The following is a 22,885-nucleotide window of genomic DNA, read 5'->3' on the forward strand; positions in this document are numbered from 1 at the left end:
CGGTCTATGAACATCAATCGATGAACAGTTGCGATCATTTGAGGCGTACTGAATCAGTATTATTGAGCTACTGATCTGCTTATGAACATCTGACATCGCCCACTTGTTAAATGACGTATAGCGCCCGGGATTTGCTTGAGCAGGAAATGCGCTCGAGTGGCTAACGCACCTTGCCCTTTCAGATCAAACCGACCGGCCATGTACTTGGGGACAGTCAGTGCCAGCGCGACGACAGCCAACACCAGCGGTAAAAGCGAAACCCACAGCACTGTATTCCAGCCATAAGCCGACAGCAGCCCACTCGACGAAAAAGACCCGACCGCCATCACGCCGAACACGATGAAATCGTTGAGCGATTGAACGCGTGCTTTCTCTTCATGCCGATGGCATTTCCAGCACCAGTGCGGACGCGCCCAGCAATCCAAAATCCCACCAAGCCCCAGCAGGATCAGCGACCCGTCGAATTGCAGTCCCAGATTGGCCGAGGCATTGCTAATGCCTGCAGAGGTGCATGGCCAATTCCGAGCGGACACCCTCCTCCAAGCTCTTCAGCCGTCGGCATCGGCAGTCTGTTGGGGCAGTGTTGAGATCATGGTTCTTCATGGGTGTCGAGTACCTACAGCAAGGTCGTCATCACGGGTCAATGCGCGCAGCGGCGTGCTCACCTGCGATGCTCAATACCATGCGGAATTTGACGTCGCCGGACTTCATCCGTTGGTAGGCTTCATTGGCCTGTTCGAAGGGCATCACTTCGATCCTCGGGCGTACGTCAGCCAGCACGCTGAAATCCAGGGTCCTTTCGTTTTCGTAGGGCGAGCCGGTGATCGAACCCAGCAGGCTGCGCTCACCCACGACCAGGTGGCCGGTCGACACCGGCAACGGATCTTTGCCCGCTCCAAGCAGAACAAGACGGCCTTGTGGTGCGAGCCCGGCCATGAGCGCCGATACGGTAGCAGGGGCGCTGATCGTACTCACGATGGCCTGAGCGCCGCCCATTTCCTTGAGCTTCGTCGCCGCGTCTTCTTCATGGGTGTCGATGTAGACATGTGCTCCGAGGTTCAATGCGTCGTCGGCGATATCAGTGCCGCGCCCGATGGCAACCACGCGAAACCCCATCCGGCGCGCGTACTGCAGGGCCATATGCCCCAGGCCGCCAATACCAAAGATGGCAACCGTATCGCCCGCCTGCGCACCGCACTTCTTCAACGCATTGAACGTGGCGATGCCGGCGCAAAGCAACGGCGCGGCTTCCTCGGCAAGGAGTTCGTCAGGAATCGATACCAACCCGGAGGCTCGCGCCAGCATCATTTCGGCATAACCACCGTCGCAAGTAGCGCCGACAAAGGGCTGGTGTTGGCACAGCTGAAAGTGCCCCTGGCGGCACGGTACACATTCGCCGCAAGGCCCGCCCAGGCGGCCCACGCCCACACGCTGGCCGACTTTCCAGAGCGATGGAACGTGCTCGCCCAGCGCGGCGATGCGGCCGACCACTTCATGACCCGGCACACGCGGCGGCTGCAGTGCAGGGTCTGCCCCTTCGATGTCGCCAATATCGGCACCACAGATGCCGCAGGCCTCCACGGCAATCAGCACCTGCCCACTACCAGGGGCAGTTGTTGGACGGTTAACCAGCTCCAGAAAGCCCGGTCGGGTGACTTGCATGGCACGGTATGTAGCGTTCATAGCCCTCGGCTCCTGAAAAGATAAAAAAATGGAAAAGTGTCAGGCCGAAACAACAACGAGTGCCGTCTTGCCTTGCGATCTCAGGTCAACGCTTCGATGGATTCAACGCAGCCGCACTGGCATGTTCAGTCAACGCCTTCACGCCCAGGCCGGCGGCCTCGACGGCCCCGGCCAAATAGCCGGAAAACTGCGGCGACCACTCGCTGGCGATGCCTGTCAGGCATCCCTGCCAGGGTCCCGAAGTTGCCTTGGCCGAGGGCGCTCGGGCATGCTGGGCCGCGGCATTTACATCGACTGCAGTGGCCGTAAGCGGGTCTTGCGCCCAGTCCTTGATGGCTTCGGCCTTGAGCGTCGCCGCCAGAGGGCCAAACATCCGGACCAGTTGCGCACGGCAGTGCGTGCGCAATACCTCGTCGGAGACCCTGCTGCGTACACGCGCCGGCACGCCCAGGAAGCCAAACAGCGCTGCGCTGCCACCCGGCATGGAGGCGTCATGGATTTCACCCAGTGGCCCACGTGCACTGCGGCCTTCACCGGACAACCCCTGCTCTCGCCAGAACGGTGTGTCATAGATGGCGACATACTTGGCTTGAGGTGCCATCCACGTCGCCGTTTCACGCCACTGCAGGGCCAGCGATGCAGGCAAGGCCGGTTCGAATGCGATGGTGCTTTCGACCAGTCGAGGCGGCAGCGCCAGCAAGACATGCTCGGCCTGCCAGGCACTGACATGGCCTGCGGCGTTTTCGCTCTCAAGCTCGATACAGCCATGGTGTTTGCGAAGTCGGCGCACCGTGTGGCCGGTGATGATGTTTGCCGGGGCGAGCTTATCTCGCAGGGCTTCGGTCAAGCGCCCCATGCCACCGGCCAGGCGCATGGACGCGGGCGAGTTCACGTAGCCACGCATGCGCACAGCAGGCTCCTCGGGTGAGCGCTCCACCATCATGTCGCCCTCCTCGAACTGCTCAAACTGCTCCAGGCCCAAGGCCTCCACCAGCCGGCCAAGCTCGTGTTGGTAGCCAGGCCAGAACCAGGTAGGGCCCAGGTCGAAGCGGTCGATGCCGTCGATGTTCGCTGCAATGTGGGTAATGGCCTGGCCGGTGGCGTCGATGGACGCAATACGACCGCCGACGACTTCCCTCCCCTCCAGCAACACATAATCGGTGATGCCCTGGCGTTCCAGCAGGTAGGCGGCGTACAGGCCGCTCAAACCAGCGCCAACGATAGCAATGCGTACCGTGTGCATGCTCATTCCTCTGCCGCCACATCGGCCAGGTGGCCCGTTTTGAGGTACAGGGTGGCGCCTTGGTCGCCAGCGTAGAGGTTCGCAGACTCACCAGCAGGCAGGCGCACCCAACTGCCGCACTCGTATGCCTTTCCATCCAGCGTCACGTTGCCCGCCAGCACCAGCAGTTCAGCGCCATCAGGCCGCGTCTCGAAAATCGCGTCATGCGGTGCCAGACGTTGCAGACAGACCTGCTCCGTTTCATTACGGAACAGCGTGCAAACCTCGCGCCGGCCCTCCCGACGCCACGCGGCAGGGTCACGGGTATCAATGCGCACATGGCGCTGCTCGCGTCCCTGCATCTGCTGAAGCTTGACGAAAATGACAGCGCCCTCGGCGCTGGAGGGTTGATGGCTGGACCCGGGGGGATTGCGCAAATACCAGCCCGCCGGGTAGTCCCCACTCCCGTCGGAGAAGGTCCCCGACAACACGAGAATCTCCTCTCCCCCGGGATGGGGGTGGCGAGGGAAACGGGAGTCAGGGGCATACCGCACAAGGCTGGTGGCACGGGCTTGTTCCGCGCCCACGCGATCCAGCATCACGCGCTCGACGCCATCCTGGGGCGAAGCCACCCATTGACACTGCTGGGACGCCACGATGGCGCGGCGAGTGAAATCGGCATTGATCAGCATGAGGGTTATCCAAACGGGGACAAAGACACCGGCCAACCCGTCCGTGGGTGGGCGGTGCATATCGATAGGGCTTACTGACTGGGCAGTTGTTGATAGGCCTCGACGACGCGTGCCGAGTACGTCAGTGCAGCACCCGCGTTCAGGGCAATCGCCACACCGAGGGCTTCGGTGATTTCTTCAAGCGTGGCACCGTGCTCGACCGCCTTCTTGGTGTGAACGGAAATACACCCGTCGCAGCGCGTGGTCACAGCCACCGCCAATGCGATCAGCTCGTGGATCTTCGGTTCCAGATGCCCCGTCTTGACCGCCGAATTGTCGATCATCATCAGGCCGCGCATCACGTCCGGGCTTTGTTTAGCGTAGTCGCCCACGCGCTCCATCAGGGCGTCGCGGTAGCCATTCCAGTCTTGCATCATGGTCTTTCTCCAAAAACAGATTGAAGCCAGGTGTGGGGTCTCGCCTGGCAAAGAACTCAGTGCGTCAGCGGCGCAGGTCAGTTACGGCCAGCCATGACACCGCCATCGACGTCCCAGACGGCGCCAGTAACCCAGCCCGCCTTGTCCGAGAGGAGGAAGGCAACCACTTCGGCGACATCCTGAGGCGTGCCCACACGGCCAATCGGGTGGAAGCTGTTGAAGCCTTGCAGCGCACTGTGCACTTCGGCTTTTGGAATGAAGCCTTCGTAGATAGGGGTCTGCACCACGGCAGGCGACACCGCGTTAACACGGATGTTCTTGCTGCCCAGTTCCATCGCCAGGTGCTGGGTCAGCGAGTGCAGGCCCGCCTTGGCCATCGAGTAGGCCGACGACGGTGTGGCCGCGATCGCCTGCTTGCCCCACATCGAACCAATGTTCACGATCGCGCCCGGGCGGTTCTTGGCGACCAGGTTGGCGGCAACCTTTTGCGTGATGAAGAAGGTCGCTTTGTTGATCGACATGTACTGGGCGTAATCGGCTTCCGAATGCTCCAGGAATGGCTTGGGGAAGAACACGCCAGCGGCGTTGACCAGCAGGTCGATATCCGAATGCTGCTCGTCCAGGGTTTTGATCAGCGAAGCGACGGCGGCGTCGTCGGACAGGTCGGCGGTCAGCGCCCATACCTGGCCCAGTTCAGCTAATTCCTGGCGGGCTGCTTCGGTTTTCTCCGGGCGGTTGCCCACGATAACCACGCTGCCGCCCTCGGCCAGTACGGTGCGCGCCGTCTGCAGGCCCATGCCGCTGGTGCCACCGACGACCAACAGCTTCTTGCCCTTGAATTGATTGCTCATCTTGAAAATCTCTCTGTGCGCCCGCCGCCAGGCAGGACTTGAATGGAAGAAAAACTATTGTTTCCAATGGCACTCGCATGCCTATGCGCTCACCCATCAAACAGATCAACAGTCGGCATGGAGGCGATTTTTCTCCTCTTCCGGCCCGCAGACAAACGAGATAAAGTGTCAGCCCCAGAAAGAAAAACTTTATCGATATGAAATCGCCCGTCCATCTCAACGCCCTGCGTGCTTTCGAGGCCAGCGCCCGCCATCAGAGCTTTTCTTCGGCGGCGGTCGAACTCAATGTCACACCCGCCGCTGTCGGTCAGTTGGTCCGTACGCTGGAAGACTGGCTGGGTAGCCCGCTGTTTGTGCGCGGTAGCAGCGGTCGGGCACGGCTTGTACCTACTGAGGCGGCTGAGCGTGCATTGCCAGACATCCGGGCAGGTTTCGACAGGCTGGCGTTGGGGATGGAACGACTTAGCGAAGGCTCGATCAGCGGCGTACTGACCGTGGCCGTCAGCCCGGCTTTTGCCGCCAAATGGCTGTTGCCTCGCATCGACCGCTTTCAGGCGGTGTGCCCCGAAACAGACGTGCGTCTGGATACCAACCTTAAACCGGTGGATTTCGTCGCCCAGCGGATCGATATCGGCGTGCGTTATGGCACGGGGCGTTGGCCAGGGCTGACCGCCGAGAAGCTGATGGACGAAGAGGTGTATCCGGTGTGCTCGCCACAACTGTTGCGCGAGCATTCGCGTTTGCAAAAAACCAGTGACCTGGCACAGGAGACGTTGATTCACGACCTTTCGATGGATAGCCATAGCGGTTTTCCGAGCTGGGAAACCTGGATGCAGAAAGCCGGATCGAAGGACACCCTCTCCCTGCGAGGCATGCAAATCAACAATTCTGCCGCCGTGTTGCAGGCTGCGGTTGAGGGGCACGGCGTCGCACTTGCACGCAGCGTCATGGCCCACGACGACCTGGCAAGCGGACGGTTGGTGCGGTTGTTTCCAGACATCAGTGTTGCATCGGAGCTGGCCTACTACGTCGTTTATCGACCTGAGTGTGCGAGCTTGCCCAAGTTGGCGACATTTCGGGACTGGTTGTTGGCAGAAGCACTGCAGACGGTAAAGCGTGAGATCAGCGCCCACTAGGCTGTACTACTCGCGATTCCTCAACGACGACGCTACCAGCAAATCCCGCGTATAGGCATGCTCCGGTGCGTCGAACAATTGCTCGGTACTCCCCGCCTCCACCACCACGCCATCCTTCACCACGATCAAGTCGTGAGCCAACGCCCTTACCACCGCCAGGTCGTGGCTGATAAACAAGTAGGTCAGCCCATGCTCCTCCTGCAACCTGCGCAGCAAACTCACCACCTGCTTTTGCACAGTGCGGTCGAGAGCTGAGGTGGGTTCGTCGAGCAATATCAAATCCGGCTTGATCACCAGTGCGCGGGCGATTGCGATGCGTTGGCGCTGGCCGCCGGAGAATTCGTGGGGGAAGCGATGGCGCGTATCGGGGTCGAGTCCGACGTCGCGCAACACGGCAATCACTTGAGCTTCGCGCGCGCAAGCATTGAGGTCCGTGTGTACGCGCAGGCCTTCTTCGATGATTTGCTGCACGCTCATGCGCGGACTGAGGCTGCCGAACGGGTCTTGAAACACCACCTGTAGTTTGCGCCGCCAGGGACGCAGGGCCTTGCCTTTGAGTGCGTCGAGGGCCTGGCCCTGGAAGCGAATGCTGCCTTGGGCGTCGATCAACCGCAGGATCGCCTGGCCAAGGGTGGATTTGCCCGAGCCGGATTCGCCAACAATGCCCAAGGTTTTGCCACGTTGCAGGCGCAGGTCGATGCCGTCCACCGCCTTGATCGGCGGTTTGCGCCGCAGCAGGCCGCCTTGCGGGAACCAGACCTTGAGGTTGTCCACTTCCAGCAGGTTGTCCGCCGTCTCACGCACCACCGCCCTGCCCTCGGGCTCGGCCTCGAGCAACTGCCGGCTGTAGGCGTGCTGCGGCGCGGCAAACAGTGCCTGGCAGTCGGCCTGTTCGACGATCTGGCCGGCGCGCATCACCGCCACGCGCTGGGCGATGCTGCGCACCACGTTGAGGTCGTGGCTGATCAACAGCAGCGCCATGCCCAGGCGTTGCTGCAGGTCTTTTAGCAGCGCAAGAATGCGTCGCTGCACGGTCACGTCCAGGGCCGTGGTGGGCTCGTCGGCGATCAACAGCAGCGGTTCGCAAGCCAGGGCCATGGCGATCATCACCCGCTGGCGCTGCCCCCCGGAGAGCTGATGCGGGTACGCCGCAAGGCGCTGGCGCGGCTGCTGGATGCCCACCAGTTCGAGCAACTCCAACACGCGCTCACGCGCCGCCGCACCGCCCAGGCCTTTGTGCAGCAGCAGGGTTTCGGACAGCTGCCGTTCGACGCTGTACAGCGGGTTGAGCGAGGTCATCGGCTCCTGAAAGATCATCGCGATGCGATCGCCGCGAATCTGCCTTAAACGCTCCGGCCGCGCGCCGAGCAGCTCTTCGCCCTGGTAGCGAATACTGCCCTGGGTACGCGTGGTGTGGGGCGGCAGCAATTGCAGGATCGAGTGGGCGGTCACCGATTTGCCGGAGCCCGACTCGCCCACCAGCGCCAGGCACTCGCCCGGGTGAATATCCAGGTCGATGCCACGCACCGCTTTGTGCCCGTCGAACGCCACTTTCAGGTTACGAATTTCAATCAACGCGTCAGTCACGGCACAGCTCGCTTATCAGGATCGGGGGTCGAAGGCGTCGCGGCAGGCTTCGCCGATAAACACCAACAGGGACAGGATCAACGCCAACGCAAAAAACGCGGTCAGCGCCAGCCACGGGGCTTGCAGGTTGTTTTTCCCCTGGCCGATCAATTCACCCAGGGACGCACTGCCCGTGGGCATGCCGAAGCCAAGAAAATCCAGGGCGGTGAGGGTCGAAATGGCCCCGGTCAAAATGAACGGCAAGTAGGTCAAGGTGGCAGTCAGCGCGTTGGGCAGAATGTGCCGCAACATCACCTGAACATCGCCCACACCCAGGGCTCGCGCGGCCTTCACGTACTCCAGGTTGCGCCCGCGCAGGAACTCGGCGCGCACCACATCCACCAGGGTCAGCCAGGAAAACAGCGCCATGATCCCCAGCAGCCACCAGAAACCCGGTTCGACAAACCCGGACAAGATGATCAGCAAGTACAGGACCGGTAGCCCCGACCAGATCTCGATCAGGCGCTGCCCCAACAGGTCGACCCAACCGGCGTAATAGCCTTGCAGCGCGCCGGCGGCGACCCCGATCAAAGTGCTCACCACGGTCAGCGCCAAGGCAAATAACAGCGATACCCGGGTGCCGAAAATCACCCGCGCCAATACATCCCGGGCTTGATCATCGGTGCCCAGCCAGTTGCTCGCGCTGGGCGGCGCCGGCGAAGGGGTCGTGAGGTCGTAGTTGACCGTGTCGTAGCTGAACGGAATAGGCGCAAACAGCATCCAGCCGCCCTGCCCTTCAATCAGTTCATGCACGTAAGGGTCACGGTAATCCGGCTGAAACGGCAACGTGCCGCCGAAATCCTGCTCGGTGTAGCGCTCGAAGGCCGGGAAATACAGTGAGCCCTGGTACGCCATCACCAGTGGCTTGTCGTTGGCCAGCAGTTCGGCACCCAGACATACGGCGAACAGCGCCAGGAACATCCACAGCGACCACCAGCCGCGGCGATTGCGCTTGAAGTGCAGCCAGCGGCGACGAGTAATCGGAGTAAAAACCGGCATCAATGCGACCTCGCGGAAAAATCCAGCCGGGGGTCCAGCAGGCGGTAGCACAGGTCGCCCAGCAACTTGATGACCAACCCGACCAGGGTAAAGATAAACAGCGTGCCGAAGACCACGGGATAGTCCCGTGCCACTGCCGCTTCGTAGCTCAGGCGACCGAGGCCGTCGAGGGAGAAAATCACTTCAATCAGCAACGAGCCGCCGAACAACATCGCGGTGAGCGCCTGGGGCAGGCCAACCACGATCAGCAGCATGGCGTTGCGAAACACGTGTTTGTACAGCACCTGTTTTTCGCTGAAACCCTTGGCCCGCGCGGTCACTACGTACTGGCGGCTGATCTCGTCGAGGAAGCTGTTTTTGGTGAGAATGGTCAGTGTGGCAAAGCCGCCAATCACCAGCGCCGATACCGGCAAGACAAGGTGCCAGAAGTAGTCCACGACCTTGCCCGCCCATGACAGGCTGGCAAAGTTCTCCGAGACCAGGCCGCGCACCGGAAACCAGTTCAACAGGCTACCGCCGCCGAATACCACGATCAGCAGCAAGGCGAACAGGAACGCCGGCATGGCGTGGCCGATAATGACCGCCGCACTGCTCCACACATCGAAGCGGCTGCCATGGCGCACGGCCTTGCGGATGCCCAGCGGGATCGACACAAGGTAACTGATCAGCGTGGCCCAGAAGCCCAGGGACAAAGTCACCGGCAGTTTTTGCAGGATCAGGTCGGTGACCTTGGCGCCGCGAAAGAAGCTATCGCCAAAATCCAGCCGCGCGTAGCTGCTGAGCATCAACCACAGCCGCGCGCCAAGGGGCTTGTCGAAGCCGTATTGGCGCTCGATATCGGCCACCAGCGCGGGGTCCAGGCCACGAGTTGTGCGCGATTCAGTGCTGCCGGTTTCCACCCGTGTGCCGGCCACCGACGCTTGGCTGCCGATGCCTTGCAAGCGCGCGATGGCTTGCTCAACCGGGCCACCCGGGGCGGCTTGCACGATAAAAAAGTTGACCAGCAGGATGCACACCAGCGTCGGCACGATCAGCAATAAACGGCGCGCGCTATAGGCCAGCATGTTGGGAAGCCTCAGTCAGTTGACGCATCTGTGCGGTGGTCAGCGGTGTCGGGCTCACTTCCCACCAGGTGTCGATGCCCACGTCATTGAGCGGCGCTGTGCGGGGCCGACCAAAACGGTTCCACCACAGCGAGGACGAGCCCGGCGGGTAATAGTTGGGAATCCAGTAGAAGCCCCACTGCAACACGCGGTCGAGGGCATGGGCGTAGCGCACCATGGTCGGGCGGTCGTTGGCGCGGACAAGGCCATCGATCAAGGCGTCCACCGCCGGGTTGCGCAGTGCCATGTAATTGTTGGAGCCAGGGTCATCGGCACTCTCGGAACCGAAGTAGTTGGTCAGCTCGCGGCCCGGCGATGGGCTGACCGGGTAGCCGTTGACGATCATGTCGTAGTCCCGTGCGCGCACGCGGTTGGCGTATTGGGCTGAGTCGATCATGCGGATCGTGAAGCCGATGCCGATCTGCGCCAGGTTGCGTTTGTAGGGCAGCAGCAAACGCTCGAAGCCTTTCTGGGCATTCAGGAAGGTGAACTGCAACGGCGTGCCCTCGGCGTTAACCAACTGGTCGCCGCGCGGGGTCCAGCCCGCCTCGGCCAGTAACTTCAGCGCTTGCGCCTGCTGCGGCCGAATGCGCCCGCTGCCATCGGTGCGCGGCGGCTGGTAGACCTGGGTGAACACCTCCTCCGGCACTTGCCCGCGCCAGGGTTCCAGAATGGCCAGCTCCTGGGCATCCGGCAGCTGGGTGGCCGCCAATGCGCTGCGGGAAAAGAAGCTGCGCTGGCGCAGGTACAGGCTGTGCATCATCTGCCGGTTGCTCCAGTCGAAATCCCACAACAGGCTCAGCGCCTCGCGCACGCGGCGGTCCTGGAACTGCGGTTTTTGCAGGTTGAACACAAAACCCTGGGTGCCCTGCACGGCATTCGGCGCCAGTTGTTCACGTTGCAGACGACCGTCGCGCAAAGCCTCGCCGTCGTAGCCCACCGAATAACTGGTGGCGGAAAATTCGCGATTGAAGTCGTAACCCTGGGCTTGCAGGATCTGGCGCGACACGTCGCCGTCGGCAAAAAATTCAAGCCGCAGGGTGTCGAAGTTGTACTGCCCCTGCGTCACCGGCAGGTCTCGCCCCCACCAGTCCTTGACCCGTTCGAAGGTGACACTGCGGCCGTTGTCCACGCTGCTGATACGGTACGGGCCGCTGCCCACCGGCGGTTCAAAGCCGCCGCCGTTGGCGAAATTGCGCCCCTGCCACCAATGTTCCGGCAGCACCGGCAGTGAAGCGAGGTCCAGGGGCAAGGTGCGATTGTCGGCGCTTTTGAAGGTGAACCGCACTTGGGTCGGCGATTCCACCAGCACCTGGTCCACATCGGCAAAGCTTTGGCGATACGCCAGGCTGCCTTCGGTGGTGAACAGCTTGAAGGTGTAGGCCACGTCCTGCGCGGTGATGGGCGTGCCATCGGCAAACCGCGCCTTGGGATTGAGGTAGAAACGCAGCCATGAATGGTCATCTGCCAGCTCCATGCCTTGCGCGACCAACCCGTACACGGTGTACGGCTCATCCTGCGAACGGTACGCCAACGGGCTGTAGAGCCAACCCTGGATCTGGGTGATGCCGGTGCCTTTGTCGACATACGGGATCAGGTGATCAAACGCCCCGCCTTCCATGGACGAGCGACGAAAACTGCCGCCCTTGGGCGCGTTCGGGTTGACGTAATCCAGGTGTTTGAAGTTGGCCGGGTACTTGGGCGCTTCGCCGTATACCGTCAAAGCGTGCGTCGGTTGAGCGAGCAGTGACGGGACCCAAAGCCCCGTCAGCAGTGCCCACACCATGAAGCGAAACAGGCTCACAAACTCAACTCCTTTTCCAAAAACACTGAAGGCTCACTTATGCAGGGTTGTGCGTCGACGCCAGGGTTTTTATAGAGCACCGGTTAGACCGTTAGCGCATGTGCTTATGCGCTACTTGCCGAAGTGGTAACTCACGTCCAGCCAGACCTGGCGGCCATAGGGGTCGTAGTTGCCGCTGGGGTAATACGGCCAGCCGGCGGAGTCATCGTGCTTGACCTGATTGAGCAGGTTGTTGACGGTCAGGCCGACACTCGCCTGCTCGTTCACCTGGTAACGGGCGCTGGCGTTGAAGGTGGTCCAGGGCGACAGGCGCCCATCGCCGGCGCCATTGGTCACGCTGCCGTAGCGAATGCCGGTCAGCGTGGTGGTGAGGTGCTGGTAGTCCCAGGTCAGGCTCGCGTTGACCTTGCTGCGCCAGTCGTGGTTGTCGGTGCTGGAGCGCAGGTTCTGGGTTTGCGCATCGTCCGATTCCTTGAGGTAGTGGGACAGCACCAGGCTGTAGCCAATCGCCGAACTGAACGCGCCGTACTGGCCTGCGCCCCAGCGAATATTACTCTTGAGGTCCAGGCCGCTGACCCGCTCGCTGGCGGCGTTGATCGCATTGACCTGCACCCGTTGCAGCACGTTCGGGTCCACTGCCGCCGTGCTGGCATTGCGCTGGATGCGTGCCAGGACGTCGGCGCAAGTGGTCGCATCAAGCTGGCCGTTGCGGCACTGGTTTTCCTGTTGCAGCAAGCGGTTGATGTCGACGGTGGTCAACAGGTCCTTGATTTCGACGCGCCAGAAGTCGGCGGAGAAATCAAACTGATGCGAAGGCGACCAGACAAAGCCGTACGTCCAGGACTTGCCACGCTCGGAGGCGAGGTCCGAATTACCGGTCTGGGTGTAATCCACGCGGCCTCGGTCACACGCCCCCTCTACGCCCTTGCTGCAACCGTAATAGTCGATCTGGTCAGGCGTGTAGCCATTGGTCGCGGCCTGGTAGAGGTAGTTGAGGTCGGGTGCGCGAAAGCTGGTGCCGTAGCTACCACGAAACAGCAGGCTGGTCACCGGGCGCCATTCCAGGCCCAGGTTGTAGGTTTTTTGTTGCTCGGTGCGGCCACTGAATTTGTATTGGTCCCAGCGCCCGGCCGCCGAGGCGAGCAAGGTGTCGGTGACGGGAATGCTCAGCTCGCCACCCGCGGCGTAGCGGTCACGCGAACCGCCTGAATTGGAGGCCGGCGTGGTGTTGTAAAACGTGCCGTCATTGAGTTGGTCGTCGACATCGACGCTGTAGGATTGCCGCCCCACTTCGGTCACACCGGCAAAGCCCACCGGCCCGGCGGGCAGCTCGAACAGGTCGCCGTTGATGTTGGCGCTGAAGGTTTGGGAAACCGATTTACTCTTCTGCACCAGGTTGCCGCGAAACTGATCCCACTGCTCCGGAGTCAGCGGCTGGTCCAGCCGCGAAGGGTCTGGCGCGAAGACCGGGTGCCCGTCCTGCGTGCCCAGTTGCGGCCCGAGGTAGTAATCGCGGATGCCGCTCAAAGGCGTGTAGCGGGTGGTGCGGTCGCTGGTGTACTCGGAGCGGTTCGCCGCAATCTGATAACCCCAATCACTGTTGGTGAACTTGTCTTCCAGGCCCAGGGTGCCGGTCCAGGACACTTCGCGCCATTTGCTGTTGTTGCTGGTCTTGCCACCGATTTCCTCGCTGGAAAAGTTGCGTGACCAGCGCTCCAGGTTACCGGTGTTGCGGTTGATAAAGTCCGGCGAGGTGAAGCTTGGGCCGCGCGTGTTGTTCTGCGTGTGATCAAAGCCAAACATCAAGTCGGCGAACACTTTGCCGGTGTCGCTGAAGTGCCAGGTGCCGCGCGTGTAGCCGTCATAGTTTTCCTTTTGCGCCTGCAAGGTCCAGTAGTCGTTGTAGTACTGGTTGGTGGTGCAGCGGGTGCTGCTGCCACCGAGCTTGCCGTTGTAGATACCGCCATAGGCGCCGCAGCCGGGGCCGAGGTAGGCGCCGCTGTCGAGGTTACGGCGGTAGCCCACATCCTTGGCCGGGCCGTCGCTCATAAAGCCGCGCTGGTTGGCCCAGATCGGTTGGCGCTGGGTCAGCTCCAGGCCGAATACCCCGTCAAAATCGCCCCAGGTGTCGCCGCCGCTGATCTGCAGGCGCTGGTTGTCGCCGCCGCCACGCTCGGCGGCGCCACCACGCAGATTGACGTCCACGCCGCTGATTTTGTCTTTGAGGATGATGTTCACCACCCCGGCAATCGCGTCGGAGCCATACACCGCCGAGGCGCCGCTGCTGAGGATCTCGATACGCTCGATCATCACCGCCGGGATGTTCGCAAGGTTGGTGAAGTTGACCGCGCCGTCGTACGCCGTGGGGTAGTCGGCCACGCGCCTGCCGTTGATCAGCACCAGTGTGTGGTTCGGCCCCAGCCCTCGCAGGTTGAGGGCACTGGCGGCCGGCTGGAAGGTGTTGCCGTAGTCTTCGCCCTGGGTCATGCCGGTGTTCTGGGTTTGCGAAGCGATGGCGTCGTAGACGTTTTTGTAGCCCCTGCGGGTGACTTCGTCAGCGGTGATGACCGTGACCGGCGACGGCCCTTCAACCTGGGCACGGGCAATGCGTGACCCCGTGACCACGACCTTTTCCAACGCCACATCACCCGGGACTTTCGCCGCCGTGGGCGCAGCCTTGACCGCCGCTGCAGGTGGCTTGGCCGCCCGGCGCAGGGTCCAACCGCCGTCGCCACTGGGCACGGCGTCGAGGGCTGCACCGTGTAGTGCCTGTCGCAGCGCTTGCTCGGTGGTGAAGGTGCCCCGCACCGGCGCGCTGGTCAGGCCTTGCACAAGGTCTTGCTGGAAGGAAATGATCTGCCCGCTGCTGCGTGACAGGGTCAACAGCGCTTGGTCGAGGGGGCCGCTGGCGATATCAAAATCAAAAGTCTGGGCGGTCGATATCGCAGACAGCGGCTGTGCCAGCACCGCCGTGCCATGTCCCGCCAAAGTCAGGCCAATCGTCAGAGACAGTGCCGCCAGAGATGCGCTACTGAGAGGTTTGAGTTGCATGGTTGAGGTTCCCATCATTGATATGCCGTTGATGGGTTGAACAACAGATCGGGTTTTTTTATAGGCGGCCGTTAGGCTAAAAAAGCATGGGTTTATAACGGCCCGAAACAACACTCCCAGGCAGATACACCCTGGCCTGTATTGGGTTGTGCAACAGTGGCGGGGGTTTTATAGGGCTGGGAAAATTATTTTTATCGGCGCTCGATACTGACCCAATAAGGGCTGTGATAATCGATCTGCACCGGCAAGGATTTGGCCAGCAATTGCAGGGCGCCCTGGCTGTCGTCCAGCGGGAAAATCCCGCTCAGCCTCAGGCTCGCCGCCTCGGGGCTGACGCGGATGATGCCGCGCCGGTAGTCACGCAGGGCTTGCACCACTTCACCCAATGAGCGGTCACGCACTTCCAGCAAGCCTTGGGTCCACGAGGCCTCGCCGCCGCTGGCGGTTTCCAGGTCGAGGATGCCGTGGGCATTGAACGTGGCTTTCTGGCCGGCACTGATCACCTGCACAGCGCCGTCGCGCGTGGTGATTTCCACTTGGGAATGCAGCATCGTGATTTGGGTTCGATCCTCGCCCTGCTGTACCAGAAACCGCGTACCCAACGCGCGCATGCGGCCGTGTTCGGTCTCGACGATAAACGGTCTGAGACTGTCCTTGAAAACGTCGACCAGCAGCTTGCCGTCGAGCAACTGCAACAGCCGTTGCCGAGCATCGAAATGCGTCAGCACCTTGCTGCGCGCATCCAGGGTCAATGCACTGCCATCCTCCAGCGTGAGGTTCAGGCGCTCGCCCGTACCGGTGCGCAAGGCGCCCAACGGCAACCAGCTGTCGGACAGCCGCGTGATCAGACTTCCAAACGACACAACGCCAACCAGCGCCAGGGTATTGCGCAAGAAGCGCCGGCGGCCCGACGGTGCGTTGAGGGTGTGCAACAGGCTGTCGCGGGGCATGCGGCGCAGTTCGTCATTGTTCAGCACGGCCGGAACGCCGCCCATCATGTTGAAGATTTCGGCACGCCGTGGGTCGCCCTCACTCCAGCGACGGAACGCCTGGTGCTCCTGAGCACTGGCGTGCCCGGATTGCAGCAACGCCATCCACTGCGCCGCCTCGTCGATGATCGCCTCATCCGGCGCGCTGTGGCTCATGGCTGTGTCATCGCCAGGTAGCAGCGCTTGAACGCATCGGCCATGTATTGCTGAACCCGGCTGACCGAGACCTGCAGGCGCTCGGCAATCTGCGCATAGGTCAAACCGTCCAGCTGGTGATACAAAAACGCCGCCTTGGCCTTGGCCGACAAACCGTCGAGCAAGCGGTCGACTTCCAGCAGCGTCTCGATCAACAGCAAACGCTCCTCGGGCGACGGGTGCACCATCATCGGCGCCTGGGCCAATGCTTCCAGGTAGGCACGTTCCAGGTCCTGGCGACGCCAGCCCTCATACATCAGGCGCCGCGCGATGGTGGTCAGCAACGCCCGCGGCTCGCGGATTTGCGAAGGGTCGGGCAATGCCAGTACCCGCAGGAAGGTCTCCGATGCAATGTCCTGAGCCCCATGGGCACAACCCATGGCCCGGCTTACCCGCGTGCAAAGCCAACTGTAGTCACTTTTGAACATCTGCCCAATCAGACCGAAATGTGGGTTCTGATTCACACCCATTGCATGCTCCATGCGAATAAAGGCCATTCAGCCTGGCGGTTGATGAGCAATGGAAAGCCATCGCTGGAGGCGGACTTTGCATGAGGGGAGCATAGGTTAGGAAAGAATAAAAAATAACAATAGCCTGTCAAATTGGCATATGCAGAAAAATCAGATACGGGGCAGCGCCCTGGCTGTCAGGTCAGTGCGAAGACACATAGACAGAAGGCTGCACCGGCGCTGGCAGCGAATAGGTTGCTTTCATCCATTCGACTTCAGCATGGGGTGTGCGGCCGAAGTAGCGCTTGAACTCTCGGCTGAACTGCGATGCGCTTTCATAGCCCACGTTAAAAGCCGCAGATGAGGCCGACATGTCGTCGCGGAGCATCAACAACCTTGCCTGGTGCAGACGAGTCGATTTCAGGTACTGCATGGGTGAGGAGTCGGTGACTGTTCGAAAGTGCAGATGAAAGCTGGGTACGCTCATACTTGCCTCCTGGGCCAGGCACTCGACGTCCAGCCGCTCCTGGTAACAGCTGTGTATCTTGCGAATGGCGCGGGTCACCTTTGCGAAATGGCCTTGCTTGCCAAGGGCCGCCCGCATGGACCCTCCTTGTTCACCTGCGATGATCCGGTAGTAAATCTCGCGCACCAGCGAGGGGCCGAGGATCGGGCCATCGACCGGATGGCTCATCGCTTCGAGAAAGCGCAGTGTGGACTCGCGCAACATCTCGTCCATCGGCGAGGAATACATGCCTTTGGGACGTTCGTGGGTCGGACCGGATTTTTCGTCAATTTCCAGGATCAGTTCGCCAGCGAGTTTGAAATCCAGGCGCATGTATACCGCCAGCATCGGTTCCTCTTCGCTGGCGTCGGTTTCCATGGTGAAAGGCACTGGCACAGACACCACCAGGTAGTGCTGGGCGTCGTAAAGGTAGACCTCATCGCCCAGATAGCCGAGCTTGCGCCCCTGGCACAGGATGACGATGCCAGGCTCGTAGAGCACTGGCGTGCGGGTCAGCGGGCGATTGGAGCGCAGAAAGCGTATGTCTTCCAGTGCGCTCAGATTGTAGCCCTCCAGGGGGGCCAACTGCTCCATCAGTTGGACCATGCGCCGGGTTCGCGCGGCAAAATGATTCATAGGCCCCTCTTGCGGTTTCACGAAGCGTGACCATCCGTAGAGCGTGTCAGTGCTTCCCATTGGTCGATGTCTCGCAGGGATTGCGTCAGCTTTTCGCGCACAAAGCCTATGGCATCGCTGCCGAGCAGCAGGTGGGCCGGTGGGTTGTCGCTGGCGATCAACTGCAGCATGGCTTGCGCGGCTTTTTGCGGGTCTCCCAGTTGGTGGCCGCTTTTCGCTTCGCGCGCCTGGCGTACCGGATCAAAGCTGGCATCGTAGTCGGCAATGCTGCGGGGCGTACGCTGCATCGAGCGGCCGGCCCAATCGGTGCGAAATGAGCCTGGCGCCACGGCGGTGACAAAAATGTTGAATGGCTTGAGTTCTTTGCTCAGGGTGTCGGAGATGCCTTCCAGCGCGAACTTGCTGGCGCAATAGTAGGCGATACCCGGCATCGTGATGGTGCCGCCCATGGACGTGATGTTGATGATGTGCCCGCTGCGGCGCTGGCGGAAGTACGGCACGAACGCCTTGGTCACGGCAACGGCGCCGAACACGTTGACGTCGAACTGACGACGCATTTCTTCCAGCGGCGACTCTTCGAAAATGCCCTCATGGCCGTAACCTGCGTTGTTCACCAGCACATCCACCGGGCCGTAGCGGGTCTCGATCTCGGCAACGACGCTGTCGATCCGCTCAAAGTCGGTGACATCCAGGATCACGCCATGAGCACGCTCCGTTGATAATGCCTCGAACGTTTGCAGCGCGGCTTCGTTGCGAACGGTACCAATGACACGGTGGCCTGCAGCCAGTGCCTCGGTCGCGAGGGCCTTGCCAAAGCCGCTGCTGATGCCGGTGATGAACAGGGTTTTGCGAGTGCTCATGGAAATTCCTCTCGGTTACTGAGTGCTAATGGTAGCCAAGCCACCGCTGGCGACCTATGCCGGATCATCTATGAGGCTTGCCTATTCCTATTCGCTTCTACTCGTACTCTCAATTGTCCCGATGTGGCTCGATTGACGCAGGCTGATGCGTGGTCCGGCCCGCCCCAGTGGGTGTCACTGAGGCGGTCGGCACCACTCCACGTTACGTCAGCCAGACATCGACCTGCCGCTCCGCGCCCTCTATAAACACCAAGGCCTCGACCTGCCCCGCCTCTATCAGGTCTTGGCTGACGCCTTTTATCAATTCAAGCTGCGCGGCGCTGTCGACCAGCTCAACACGTGCTACCGGAGCCTTCATGGATTGGCTGGCGTCAGATTTTGCTTTGCGAATCGCAGACAGCACGCTGCTCAGGCTCATCAATAACTGTTCAACAGCCGCGTCAGGGCAAGCGCCCCCTTGCGGCCAGGGCGCCTTGTGCACTGAGCCGCACTTCCAGGATTGCCAGACCTCCTCACACACAAAGGGCAGAAATGGCGCAAACAGTCGCTGCTGCACGCTCAGCGCATGTGCCAATGCATTACGCGCCGAGTAGCCGTCGGGTCGATAGGCACGACGCTTGACCAATTCGACGTAGTCATCGCAAAACCACCAGAAGAATCCTTCGATACGCGACAACGCCCCGCTGTAGTCATAGGCCTCCAGCGCGACGGTAGCGTCCTGGACTACGCCACCCAAGCGTTCAAGCATGGCTTGATCCAGCGGTTGGTCGATATCCCCGGTGTCATCCTTCGCAAAGCCTTGAACCAACCTCGAAAGATTGAACAGCTTGACGGCCAGGCGGCGGCCGATTTTCATCTGCTGCTCTTCAAAGGCTGTGTCACTGCCGAGCCGCGCCGAGGCAGCCCAATAGCGCACGCCGTCACTTCCATACTGGTCGAGCAAGGCTTGAGGGGTGACCACATTCCCCTTGGACTTGGACATTTTCTTGCGATCAGGATCAAGGATCCACCCGGAAAGCGCGACGTTGCGCCATGGCGCGCAACCGTGTTCAAAATGGCTGCGTACCAGTGTCGAGAACAGCCAGGTTCGGATTATGTCGTGACCTTGGGGCCTGAGGTCCATCGGGTATATTTTGGCAAACAACCCATCGTCCTCTCCCCAGCCGCCGGCAATCTGAGGCGTCAGGGAACTGGTGGCCCAGGTGTCCATGATGTCTTGTTCACCGATAAACCCGTTGGGTTGACCACGCTGCTCGGGTCGATACCCAGGCGGTGTATCCAGGCCCGGATCAACAGGCAGGCTTGCCTCACTGGCGATAATCGGAGCGCCATGCTCGGCTTCGCCTTGTGCGTCCAGGCGATACCAGAACGGAATCGGCACGCCGAACGTACGTTGGCGACTGATTAGCCAGTCTCCATTCAACCCCCCTACCCAATGCTCGTAACGCCTGAGCATGTGCGGCGGATGCCAGTCCAACGCCTGGCCAGCGTCGAGCAACACGTCCCTCAGGTTCGCGTCGCGTCCGCCATTGCGCAAGTACCATTGCCGCGTCGCGAGAATTTCCAAAGGCCGGTCGCCTTTCTCGAAGAACTTTACCGCGTGGTTAATCGGTCGTGGTTCATCTCGCATGGCGCCGCAGTCACGCAACATCGAAACGAGCTGCGTACGAACCTGGGACAGGGTACGGCCGGCCAGGCCTGCGTAGGCCTGTTGGCTGCGCGGCGTCGTCAACCAGGAGGGCGTCTCAAGTAACAGGCGCCCGTCCTTTCCCAGGACTGACCGTGTGGGCAGCTGCAACTCCCGCCACCAAATCACATCGGTTAGATCGCCAAAGGTGCAGACCATCGCCAACCCGGTGCCCTTGCCGGGGTCACCCAAAGGGTGGGCCAGCAGCGGAACGTCCAGGTCAAAAATCGGCGCACGCACGGTCTGCCCGAACCTCGCCTGATAACGAGCGTCGTCCGGGTGAGCCACCAGCGCCACGCATGCCATCAGCAACTCAGGTCGAGTCGTAGCAATCTTCAGTTCGGCACCATCAGCCGCGTCGAAGCCGAGTTCGTGATACGCACCCGCAACCTCGCGCTCCTCAAGCTCTGCCTGGGCTACGGCCGTCTGGAACGTCACATCCCAGAGGCACGGAGCCTCCTGGCTATACAGTTCGCCACGCTGGTAGTTACGCAGTAACGCGCGCTGACTGGCTCGTTGGGAGCGTTCATCAATGGTGGCGTATGAAAGACTCCAATCAACGGACAAGCCCAGTTGCACGAACAGTGCACGGAACGCTTGCTCATCGATGGCCGTCAGCTCATGGCACAACTCGATAAAGTTGCGCCGACTGATGACGGCAAAGTCAGCCCGTTTTAATGGAATTGACTCGGAGGGTTTGAATCCAGGCTGGTAAGCGGCCAACGAGTCGCAACGTACGCCGTAGAAATTCTCGACCCTGCGTTCGGTCGGCAAGCCATTGTCGTCCCAACCCATGGGGTAGAACACAGCCTTGCCGCGCATCCGCTGGAACCGGGCGATGATATCGGTGTGGGTGTAGCTGAAGACATGGCCAACGTGCAACGAACCTGAGGCTGTCGGTGGCGGCGTGTCGATGGAGAATACAGCGTCGCGTTGGGCGCTGTGGTCAAAGGCATACGTGCCTTCGAGCTGCCAATGCTGAGACCAGCGTGTTTCGAGGTTTTCAAGCGAGGGGGTGACGGTTTGATCGTTTAGAACTTCATCACGTTTAACGGTGACATAGCTTCCTCCTGTCAACATCATGGGGCGCAACAACGGTTGTGCGCCGAAGCAAACTTTATATTCAATCGCCTGCGGAAAGTAAACCCCTTGAACCAGGCCATTTTTTCCACAAAATAGCGTAAAAACAGTCCGGAAGATTTCTCACATTCAACAGGTAACCTATGCACACCCCCGTCACAATCATCGGTGCTGGCCTGGGCGGTCTCATCCTGGCCCGCGTGCTGTACGTCCACGGTATTGCCGCCACCGTCTATGAAGCAGAGCCGTCGGCAACCGCACGCGCCCAAGGCGGGATGCTCGATATCCACGACTACAACGGCCAACTGGCCTTGCAGGCCGCGGGCCTGACGGACGAGTTCCGCGCGCTTATCCTGAAAGGTCGCGAGGCGACTCGGGTGCTTGATTGGCAGGGTGCCACTCTGTTGGATCAACCCGACGACGGCACAGGCGGCCGTCCCGAGGTCATGCGTGGCGAACTGCGCAAGATGCTCCTCGATTCACTGCCCGCCGGTACTGTGCGTTGGGGCCACAAGGTCAAGGGCGTGCGCGCCCTCGGCGAGGGTCGCCACGAAGTGACCTTCGCCGACGGTACTTGCGTTGCCACCCACCTGCTGGTTGGCGCGGACGGAGCCTGGTCAAAGGTCCGGCCGCTGCTCAGCGACGCTGCCCCCGAGTACATGGGCCGCTCGTTGATCGAAACCTACCTGTATGACAGCGACGCCCGGCACCCGGCCACCTCCAGGGCGGTAGGTGGCGGTGCGATGTTCGCACTTCAACCGGGAAAAGGGATCCAGGCGCACCGTGAGACGGGCGCCACGCTGCACACCTACGTAGTGCTCACCGAATCCCAAAGCTGGTTTGCCGCCATCGATTTCACCGACACGGCAACGGCGGCGGCACGGATCGCGCAGGAATTCGCAGGCTGGTCCCCTGCCCTCACGGCATTGATCACCGACAGCGACACCGAACTGGTATGGCGCCCGCTCTTTATGCTGCCGGTTGAGCACCGCTGGGAGCGGGTGCCGGGCGTAACGCTGATCGGTGATGCCGCACACCTTGCGGCCCCGAATGGCGAAGGTGCCAACCTGGCCATGTACGATGGTGCCGAACTCGGCAAGGCCATCGCCTCATACCCTGATGACGTCGAAGCCGCCCTGGGCGAATACGAACAGGCCATGTTCCCGCGCAGCGCGCAAATGGCTGCCGAAGGGAATGAACTGCATGAGTTGCTGTTTGGTGACGATGCACCCTATAGCCTGGTCAGCATGTTCAACGGGGCAAGTGCCTGAACAGGGCTCGGGTCAATCACACTGGAAGGACTCAAGGACGTTATAAATTTCGGCAACCACCTGCCGTGTCGCGCCCTCAATGGTTCCTTCATTCCGGCATAACACCCAGCCGTGATCCGCAACCGCTCGCTCGAACGCCCGGGTACAGGCGACATGTTCTGCCAGCGTGTGGATCACGGTACTGCTCAGTCCGCGCCGGCGTGCCGCGGCCCGTGCCCATGAAATATCAGGGGCAGTGACGACCCCGACATGCAGGTCCGGCACTTGCACGTTTCGATCAATGTTCAACTGCAGGATTTCTGCCAGCGGGACTTCCCGGCGAAACGCGGCATCAGACGGGTACCAGCGGTCGATCAGGACGATGCTGCCTGGTGGCTGTCTAGCCAGCACGTGCCGGGAAATCCACGCACGGCTATCAGCGAAGCGTTCACAAACCTCCCACTCCAGATCCAGGCCGGGATGCCTGGCGAGTCTGTTAACGAGGGTCATTGTTTCACTTCTGAAGGGATCGCTTTTTCTCTCGCAAAGCCGGATCACCATTCTGTTGTCAGCCCTAAGCGCTTTTGTTACGGCCTCCAGCAATGTGGTTTTGCCAGTACCCTTGGGGCCATCCATGGAAACAAACAACGG

Annotated in this window: 19 protein-coding genes; 2 read left to right on the forward strand and 17 right to left on the reverse strand. The window is 61.1% G+C overall.

Features of this window, described 5'->3' with window-relative positions:
• Nucleotides 1–59: 59 nt before the first annotated feature.
• The 6 genes from HX815_RS31755 to HX815_RS24935 form a co-directional block, all read right to left on the reverse strand.
• Complete coding sequence (locus HX815_RS31755; protein WP_256344290.1) at nt 60–533, reverse strand: hypothetical protein; 474 nt, start codon at nt 531–533, stop codon at nt 60–62.
• Between the two features lie 100 nt (nt 534–633).
• Nucleotides 634–1,683 (reverse strand): alcohol dehydrogenase, encoded by a 1,050-nt coding sequence (locus HX815_RS24915; RefSeq protein ID WP_177022817.1) that lies wholly within the window; start codon nt 1,681–1,683, stop codon nt 634–636.
• Between the two features lie 85 nt (nt 1,684–1,768).
• Nucleotides 1,769–2,926, reverse strand: coding sequence for an FAD-dependent oxidoreductase (locus HX815_RS24920; RefSeq protein ID WP_218169015.1), 1,158 nt, complete (start codon nt 2,924–2,926; stop codon nt 1,769–1,771).
• Between the two features lie 2 nt (nt 2,927–2,928).
• Nucleotides 2,929–3,597 carry a cupin domain-containing protein gene (locus HX815_RS24925; protein ID WP_177029037.1) on the reverse strand — a complete coding sequence of 223 codons (669 nt, stop codon included), beginning with the start codon at nt 3,595–3,597 and terminating at the stop codon, nt 2,929–2,931.
• Nucleotides 3,598–3,668: 71 nt separating this feature from the next.
• Nucleotides 3,669–4,010, reverse strand: a complete 342-nt coding sequence (locus HX815_RS24930; RefSeq protein WP_218169017.1) for a carboxymuconolactone decarboxylase family protein — start codon at nt 4,008–4,010, stop codon at nt 3,669–3,671.
• Between the two features lie 80 nt (nt 4,011–4,090).
• A complete protein-coding gene (locus HX815_RS24935; protein WP_177022813.1) occupies nt 4,091–4,864 on the reverse strand; it encodes an SDR family NAD(P)-dependent oxidoreductase in 774 nt (257 codons plus the stop codon).
• A 197-nt stretch (nt 4,865–5,061) separates the two neighbouring features.
• Between HX815_RS24935 and gcvA the strand changes: the two genes are divergently transcribed.
• Complete coding sequence (gene gcvA / locus HX815_RS24940; protein ID WP_177029039.1) at nt 5,062–6,000, forward strand: transcriptional regulator GcvA; 939 nt, start codon at nt 5,062–5,064, stop codon at nt 5,998–6,000.
• Nucleotides 6,001–6,006: 6 nt separating this feature from the next.
• Here gcvA and HX815_RS24945 read toward each other — a convergent pair whose 3' ends face one another.
• From HX815_RS24945 to valS, 10 genes are all read right to left on the reverse strand, one after another.
• Nucleotides 6,007–7,587 (reverse strand): ABC transporter ATP-binding protein, encoded by a 1,581-nt coding sequence (locus HX815_RS24945; RefSeq protein ID WP_008433389.1) that lies wholly within the window; start codon nt 7,585–7,587, stop codon nt 6,007–6,009.
• A 15-nt stretch (nt 7,588–7,602) separates the two neighbouring features.
• On the reverse strand, nt 7,603–8,625 hold the full coding sequence (locus tag HX815_RS24950) for an ABC transporter permease (RefSeq protein ID WP_173883025.1): 1,023 nt from the start codon (nt 8,623–8,625) through the stop codon (nt 7,603–7,605).
• Nucleotides 8,625–9,689 (reverse strand): microcin C ABC transporter permease YejB, encoded by a 1,065-nt coding sequence (locus HX815_RS24955; RefSeq protein WP_003217676.1) that lies wholly within the window; start codon nt 9,687–9,689, stop codon nt 8,625–8,627. The genes HX815_RS24950 and HX815_RS24955 overlap by 1 nt, the downstream gene beginning before the upstream one ends.
• The gene (locus tag HX815_RS24960) at nt 9,676–11,514 is read right to left on the reverse strand and encodes an extracellular solute-binding protein (RefSeq protein ID WP_177029058.1); all 1,839 of its coding nucleotides are present in this window, start codon (nt 11,512–11,514) and stop codon (nt 9,676–9,678) included. The genes HX815_RS24955 and HX815_RS24960 overlap by 14 nt, the downstream gene beginning before the upstream one ends.
• Before the next feature lie 129 nt (nt 11,515–11,643).
• Nucleotides 11,644–14,583: a TonB-dependent receptor gene (locus tag HX815_RS24965; protein WP_177029040.1), complete on the reverse strand. Its 2,940-nt coding sequence runs from the start codon at nt 14,581–14,583 to the stop codon at nt 11,644–11,646.
• Between the two features lie 191 nt (nt 14,584–14,774).
• Nucleotides 14,775–15,728 carry a FecR domain-containing protein gene (locus tag HX815_RS24970; protein WP_003217682.1) on the reverse strand — a complete coding sequence of 318 codons (954 nt, stop codon included), beginning with the start codon at nt 15,726–15,728 and terminating at the stop codon, nt 14,775–14,777.
• Nucleotides 15,725–16,237 (reverse strand): sigma-70 family RNA polymerase sigma factor, encoded by a 513-nt coding sequence (locus tag HX815_RS24975; RefSeq protein ID WP_003217684.1) that lies wholly within the window; start codon nt 16,235–16,237, stop codon nt 15,725–15,727. Before HX815_RS24975 ends, HX815_RS24970 begins: the two co-directional genes overlap by 4 nt.
• A 181-nt stretch (nt 16,238–16,418) precedes the next feature.
• Nucleotides 16,419–17,357: an AraC family transcriptional regulator gene (locus tag HX815_RS24980; RefSeq protein ID WP_087693824.1), complete on the reverse strand. Its 939-nt coding sequence runs from the start codon at nt 17,355–17,357 to the stop codon at nt 16,419–16,421.
• A gap of 17 nt (nt 17,358–17,374) precedes the next feature.
• The gene (locus HX815_RS24985) at nt 17,375–18,217 is read right to left on the reverse strand and encodes an oxidoreductase (RefSeq protein WP_087693825.1); all 843 of its coding nucleotides are present in this window, start codon (nt 18,215–18,217) and stop codon (nt 17,375–17,377) included.
• Nucleotides 18,218–18,419: 202 nt separating this feature from the next.
• The gene (gene valS, locus HX815_RS24990) at nt 18,420–20,987 is read right to left on the reverse strand and encodes a valine--tRNA ligase (RefSeq protein ID WP_177029041.1); all 2,568 of its coding nucleotides are present in this window, start codon (nt 20,985–20,987) and stop codon (nt 18,420–18,422) included.
• A 140-nt stretch (nt 20,988–21,127) separates the two neighbouring features.
• On the opposite strand from valS, the gene HX815_RS24995 reads away from it, so the two are divergent.
• Nucleotides 21,128–22,255 carry an NAD(P)/FAD-dependent oxidoreductase gene (locus HX815_RS24995; protein ID WP_177029042.1) on the forward strand — a complete coding sequence of 376 codons (1,128 nt, stop codon included), beginning with the start codon at nt 21,128–21,130 and terminating at the stop codon, nt 22,253–22,255.
• Between the two features lie 12 nt (nt 22,256–22,267).
• Here HX815_RS24995 and HX815_RS25000 read toward each other — a convergent pair whose 3' ends face one another.
• Nucleotides 22,268–22,870, reverse strand: coding sequence for a dTMP kinase (locus HX815_RS25000; RefSeq protein ID WP_177022840.1), 603 nt, complete (start codon nt 22,868–22,870; stop codon nt 22,268–22,270).
• Between the last annotated feature and the right edge of the window lie 15 nt (nt 22,871–22,885).

This window comes from Pseudomonas sp. E6002 (assembly GCF_013385565.1).
Lineage (GTDB): Bacteria > Pseudomonadota > Gammaproteobacteria > Pseudomonadales > Pseudomonadaceae > Aquipseudomonas.

What these genes read in the sequence shown, in the direction of transcription:
- HX815_RS24915 (WP_177022817.1), bottom strand. Translation starts at nt 1,683, where the DNA reads ATGAACGCTACATACCGTGCCATGCAAGTCACCCGACCGGGCTTTCTG.
- HX815_RS24920 (WP_218169015.1), bottom strand. Translation starts at nt 2,926, where the DNA reads ATGCACACGGTACGCATTGCTATCGTTGGCGCTGGTTTGAGCGGCCTG.
- HX815_RS24925 (WP_177029037.1), bottom strand. Translation starts at nt 3,597, where the DNA reads ATGCTGATCAATGCCGATTTCACTCGCCGCGCCATCGTGGCGTCCCAG.
- HX815_RS24930 (WP_218169017.1), bottom strand. Translation starts at nt 4,010, where the DNA reads ATGCAAGACTGGAATGGCTACCGCGACGCCCTGATGGAGCGCGTGGGC.
- HX815_RS24935 (WP_177022813.1), bottom strand. Translation starts at nt 4,864, where the DNA reads ATGAGCAATCAATTCAAGGGCAAGAAGCTGTTGGTCGTCGGTGGCACC.
- gcvA (WP_177029039.1), top strand. Translation starts at nt 5,062, where the DNA reads ATGAAATCGCCCGTCCATCTCAACGCCCTGCGTGCTTTCGAGGCCAGC.
- HX815_RS24950 (WP_173883025.1), bottom strand. Translation starts at nt 8,625, where the DNA reads ATGCCGGTTTTTACTCCGATTACTCGTCGCCGCTGGCTGCACTTCAAG.
- HX815_RS24955 (WP_003217676.1), bottom strand. Translation starts at nt 9,689, where the DNA reads ATGCTGGCCTATAGCGCGCGCCGTTTATTGCTGATCGTGCCGACGCTG.
- HX815_RS24960 (WP_177029058.1), bottom strand. Translation starts at nt 11,514, where the DNA reads ATGGTGTGGGCACTGCTGACGGGGCTTTGGGTCCCGTCACTGCTCGCT.
- HX815_RS24965 (WP_177029040.1), bottom strand. Translation starts at nt 14,583, where the DNA reads ATGCAACTCAAACCTCTCAGTAGCGCATCTCTGGCGGCACTGTCTCTG.
- HX815_RS24970 (WP_003217682.1), bottom strand. Translation starts at nt 15,728, where the DNA reads ATGAGCCACAGCGCGCCGGATGAGGCGATCATCGACGAGGCGGCGCAG.
- HX815_RS24975 (WP_003217684.1), bottom strand. Translation starts at nt 16,237, where the DNA reads ATGGGTGTGAATCAGAACCCACATTTCGGTCTGATTGGGCAGATGTTC.
- HX815_RS24980 (WP_087693824.1), bottom strand. Translation starts at nt 17,357, where the DNA reads ATGAATCATTTTGCCGCGCGAACCCGGCGCATGGTCCAACTGATGGAG.
- HX815_RS24985 (WP_087693825.1), bottom strand. Translation starts at nt 18,217, where the DNA reads ATGAGCACTCGCAAAACCCTGTTCATCACCGGCATCAGCAGCGGCTTT.
- valS (WP_177029041.1), bottom strand. Translation starts at nt 20,987, where the DNA reads ATGATGTTGACAGGAGGAAGCTATGTCACCGTTAAACGTGATGAAGTT.
- HX815_RS24995 (WP_177029042.1), top strand. Translation starts at nt 21,128, where the DNA reads ATGCACACCCCCGTCACAATCATCGGTGCTGGCCTGGGCGGTCTCATC.
- HX815_RS25000 (WP_177022840.1), bottom strand. Translation starts at nt 22,870, where the DNA reads ATGGATGGCCCCAAGGGTACTGGCAAAACCACATTGCTGGAGGCCGTA.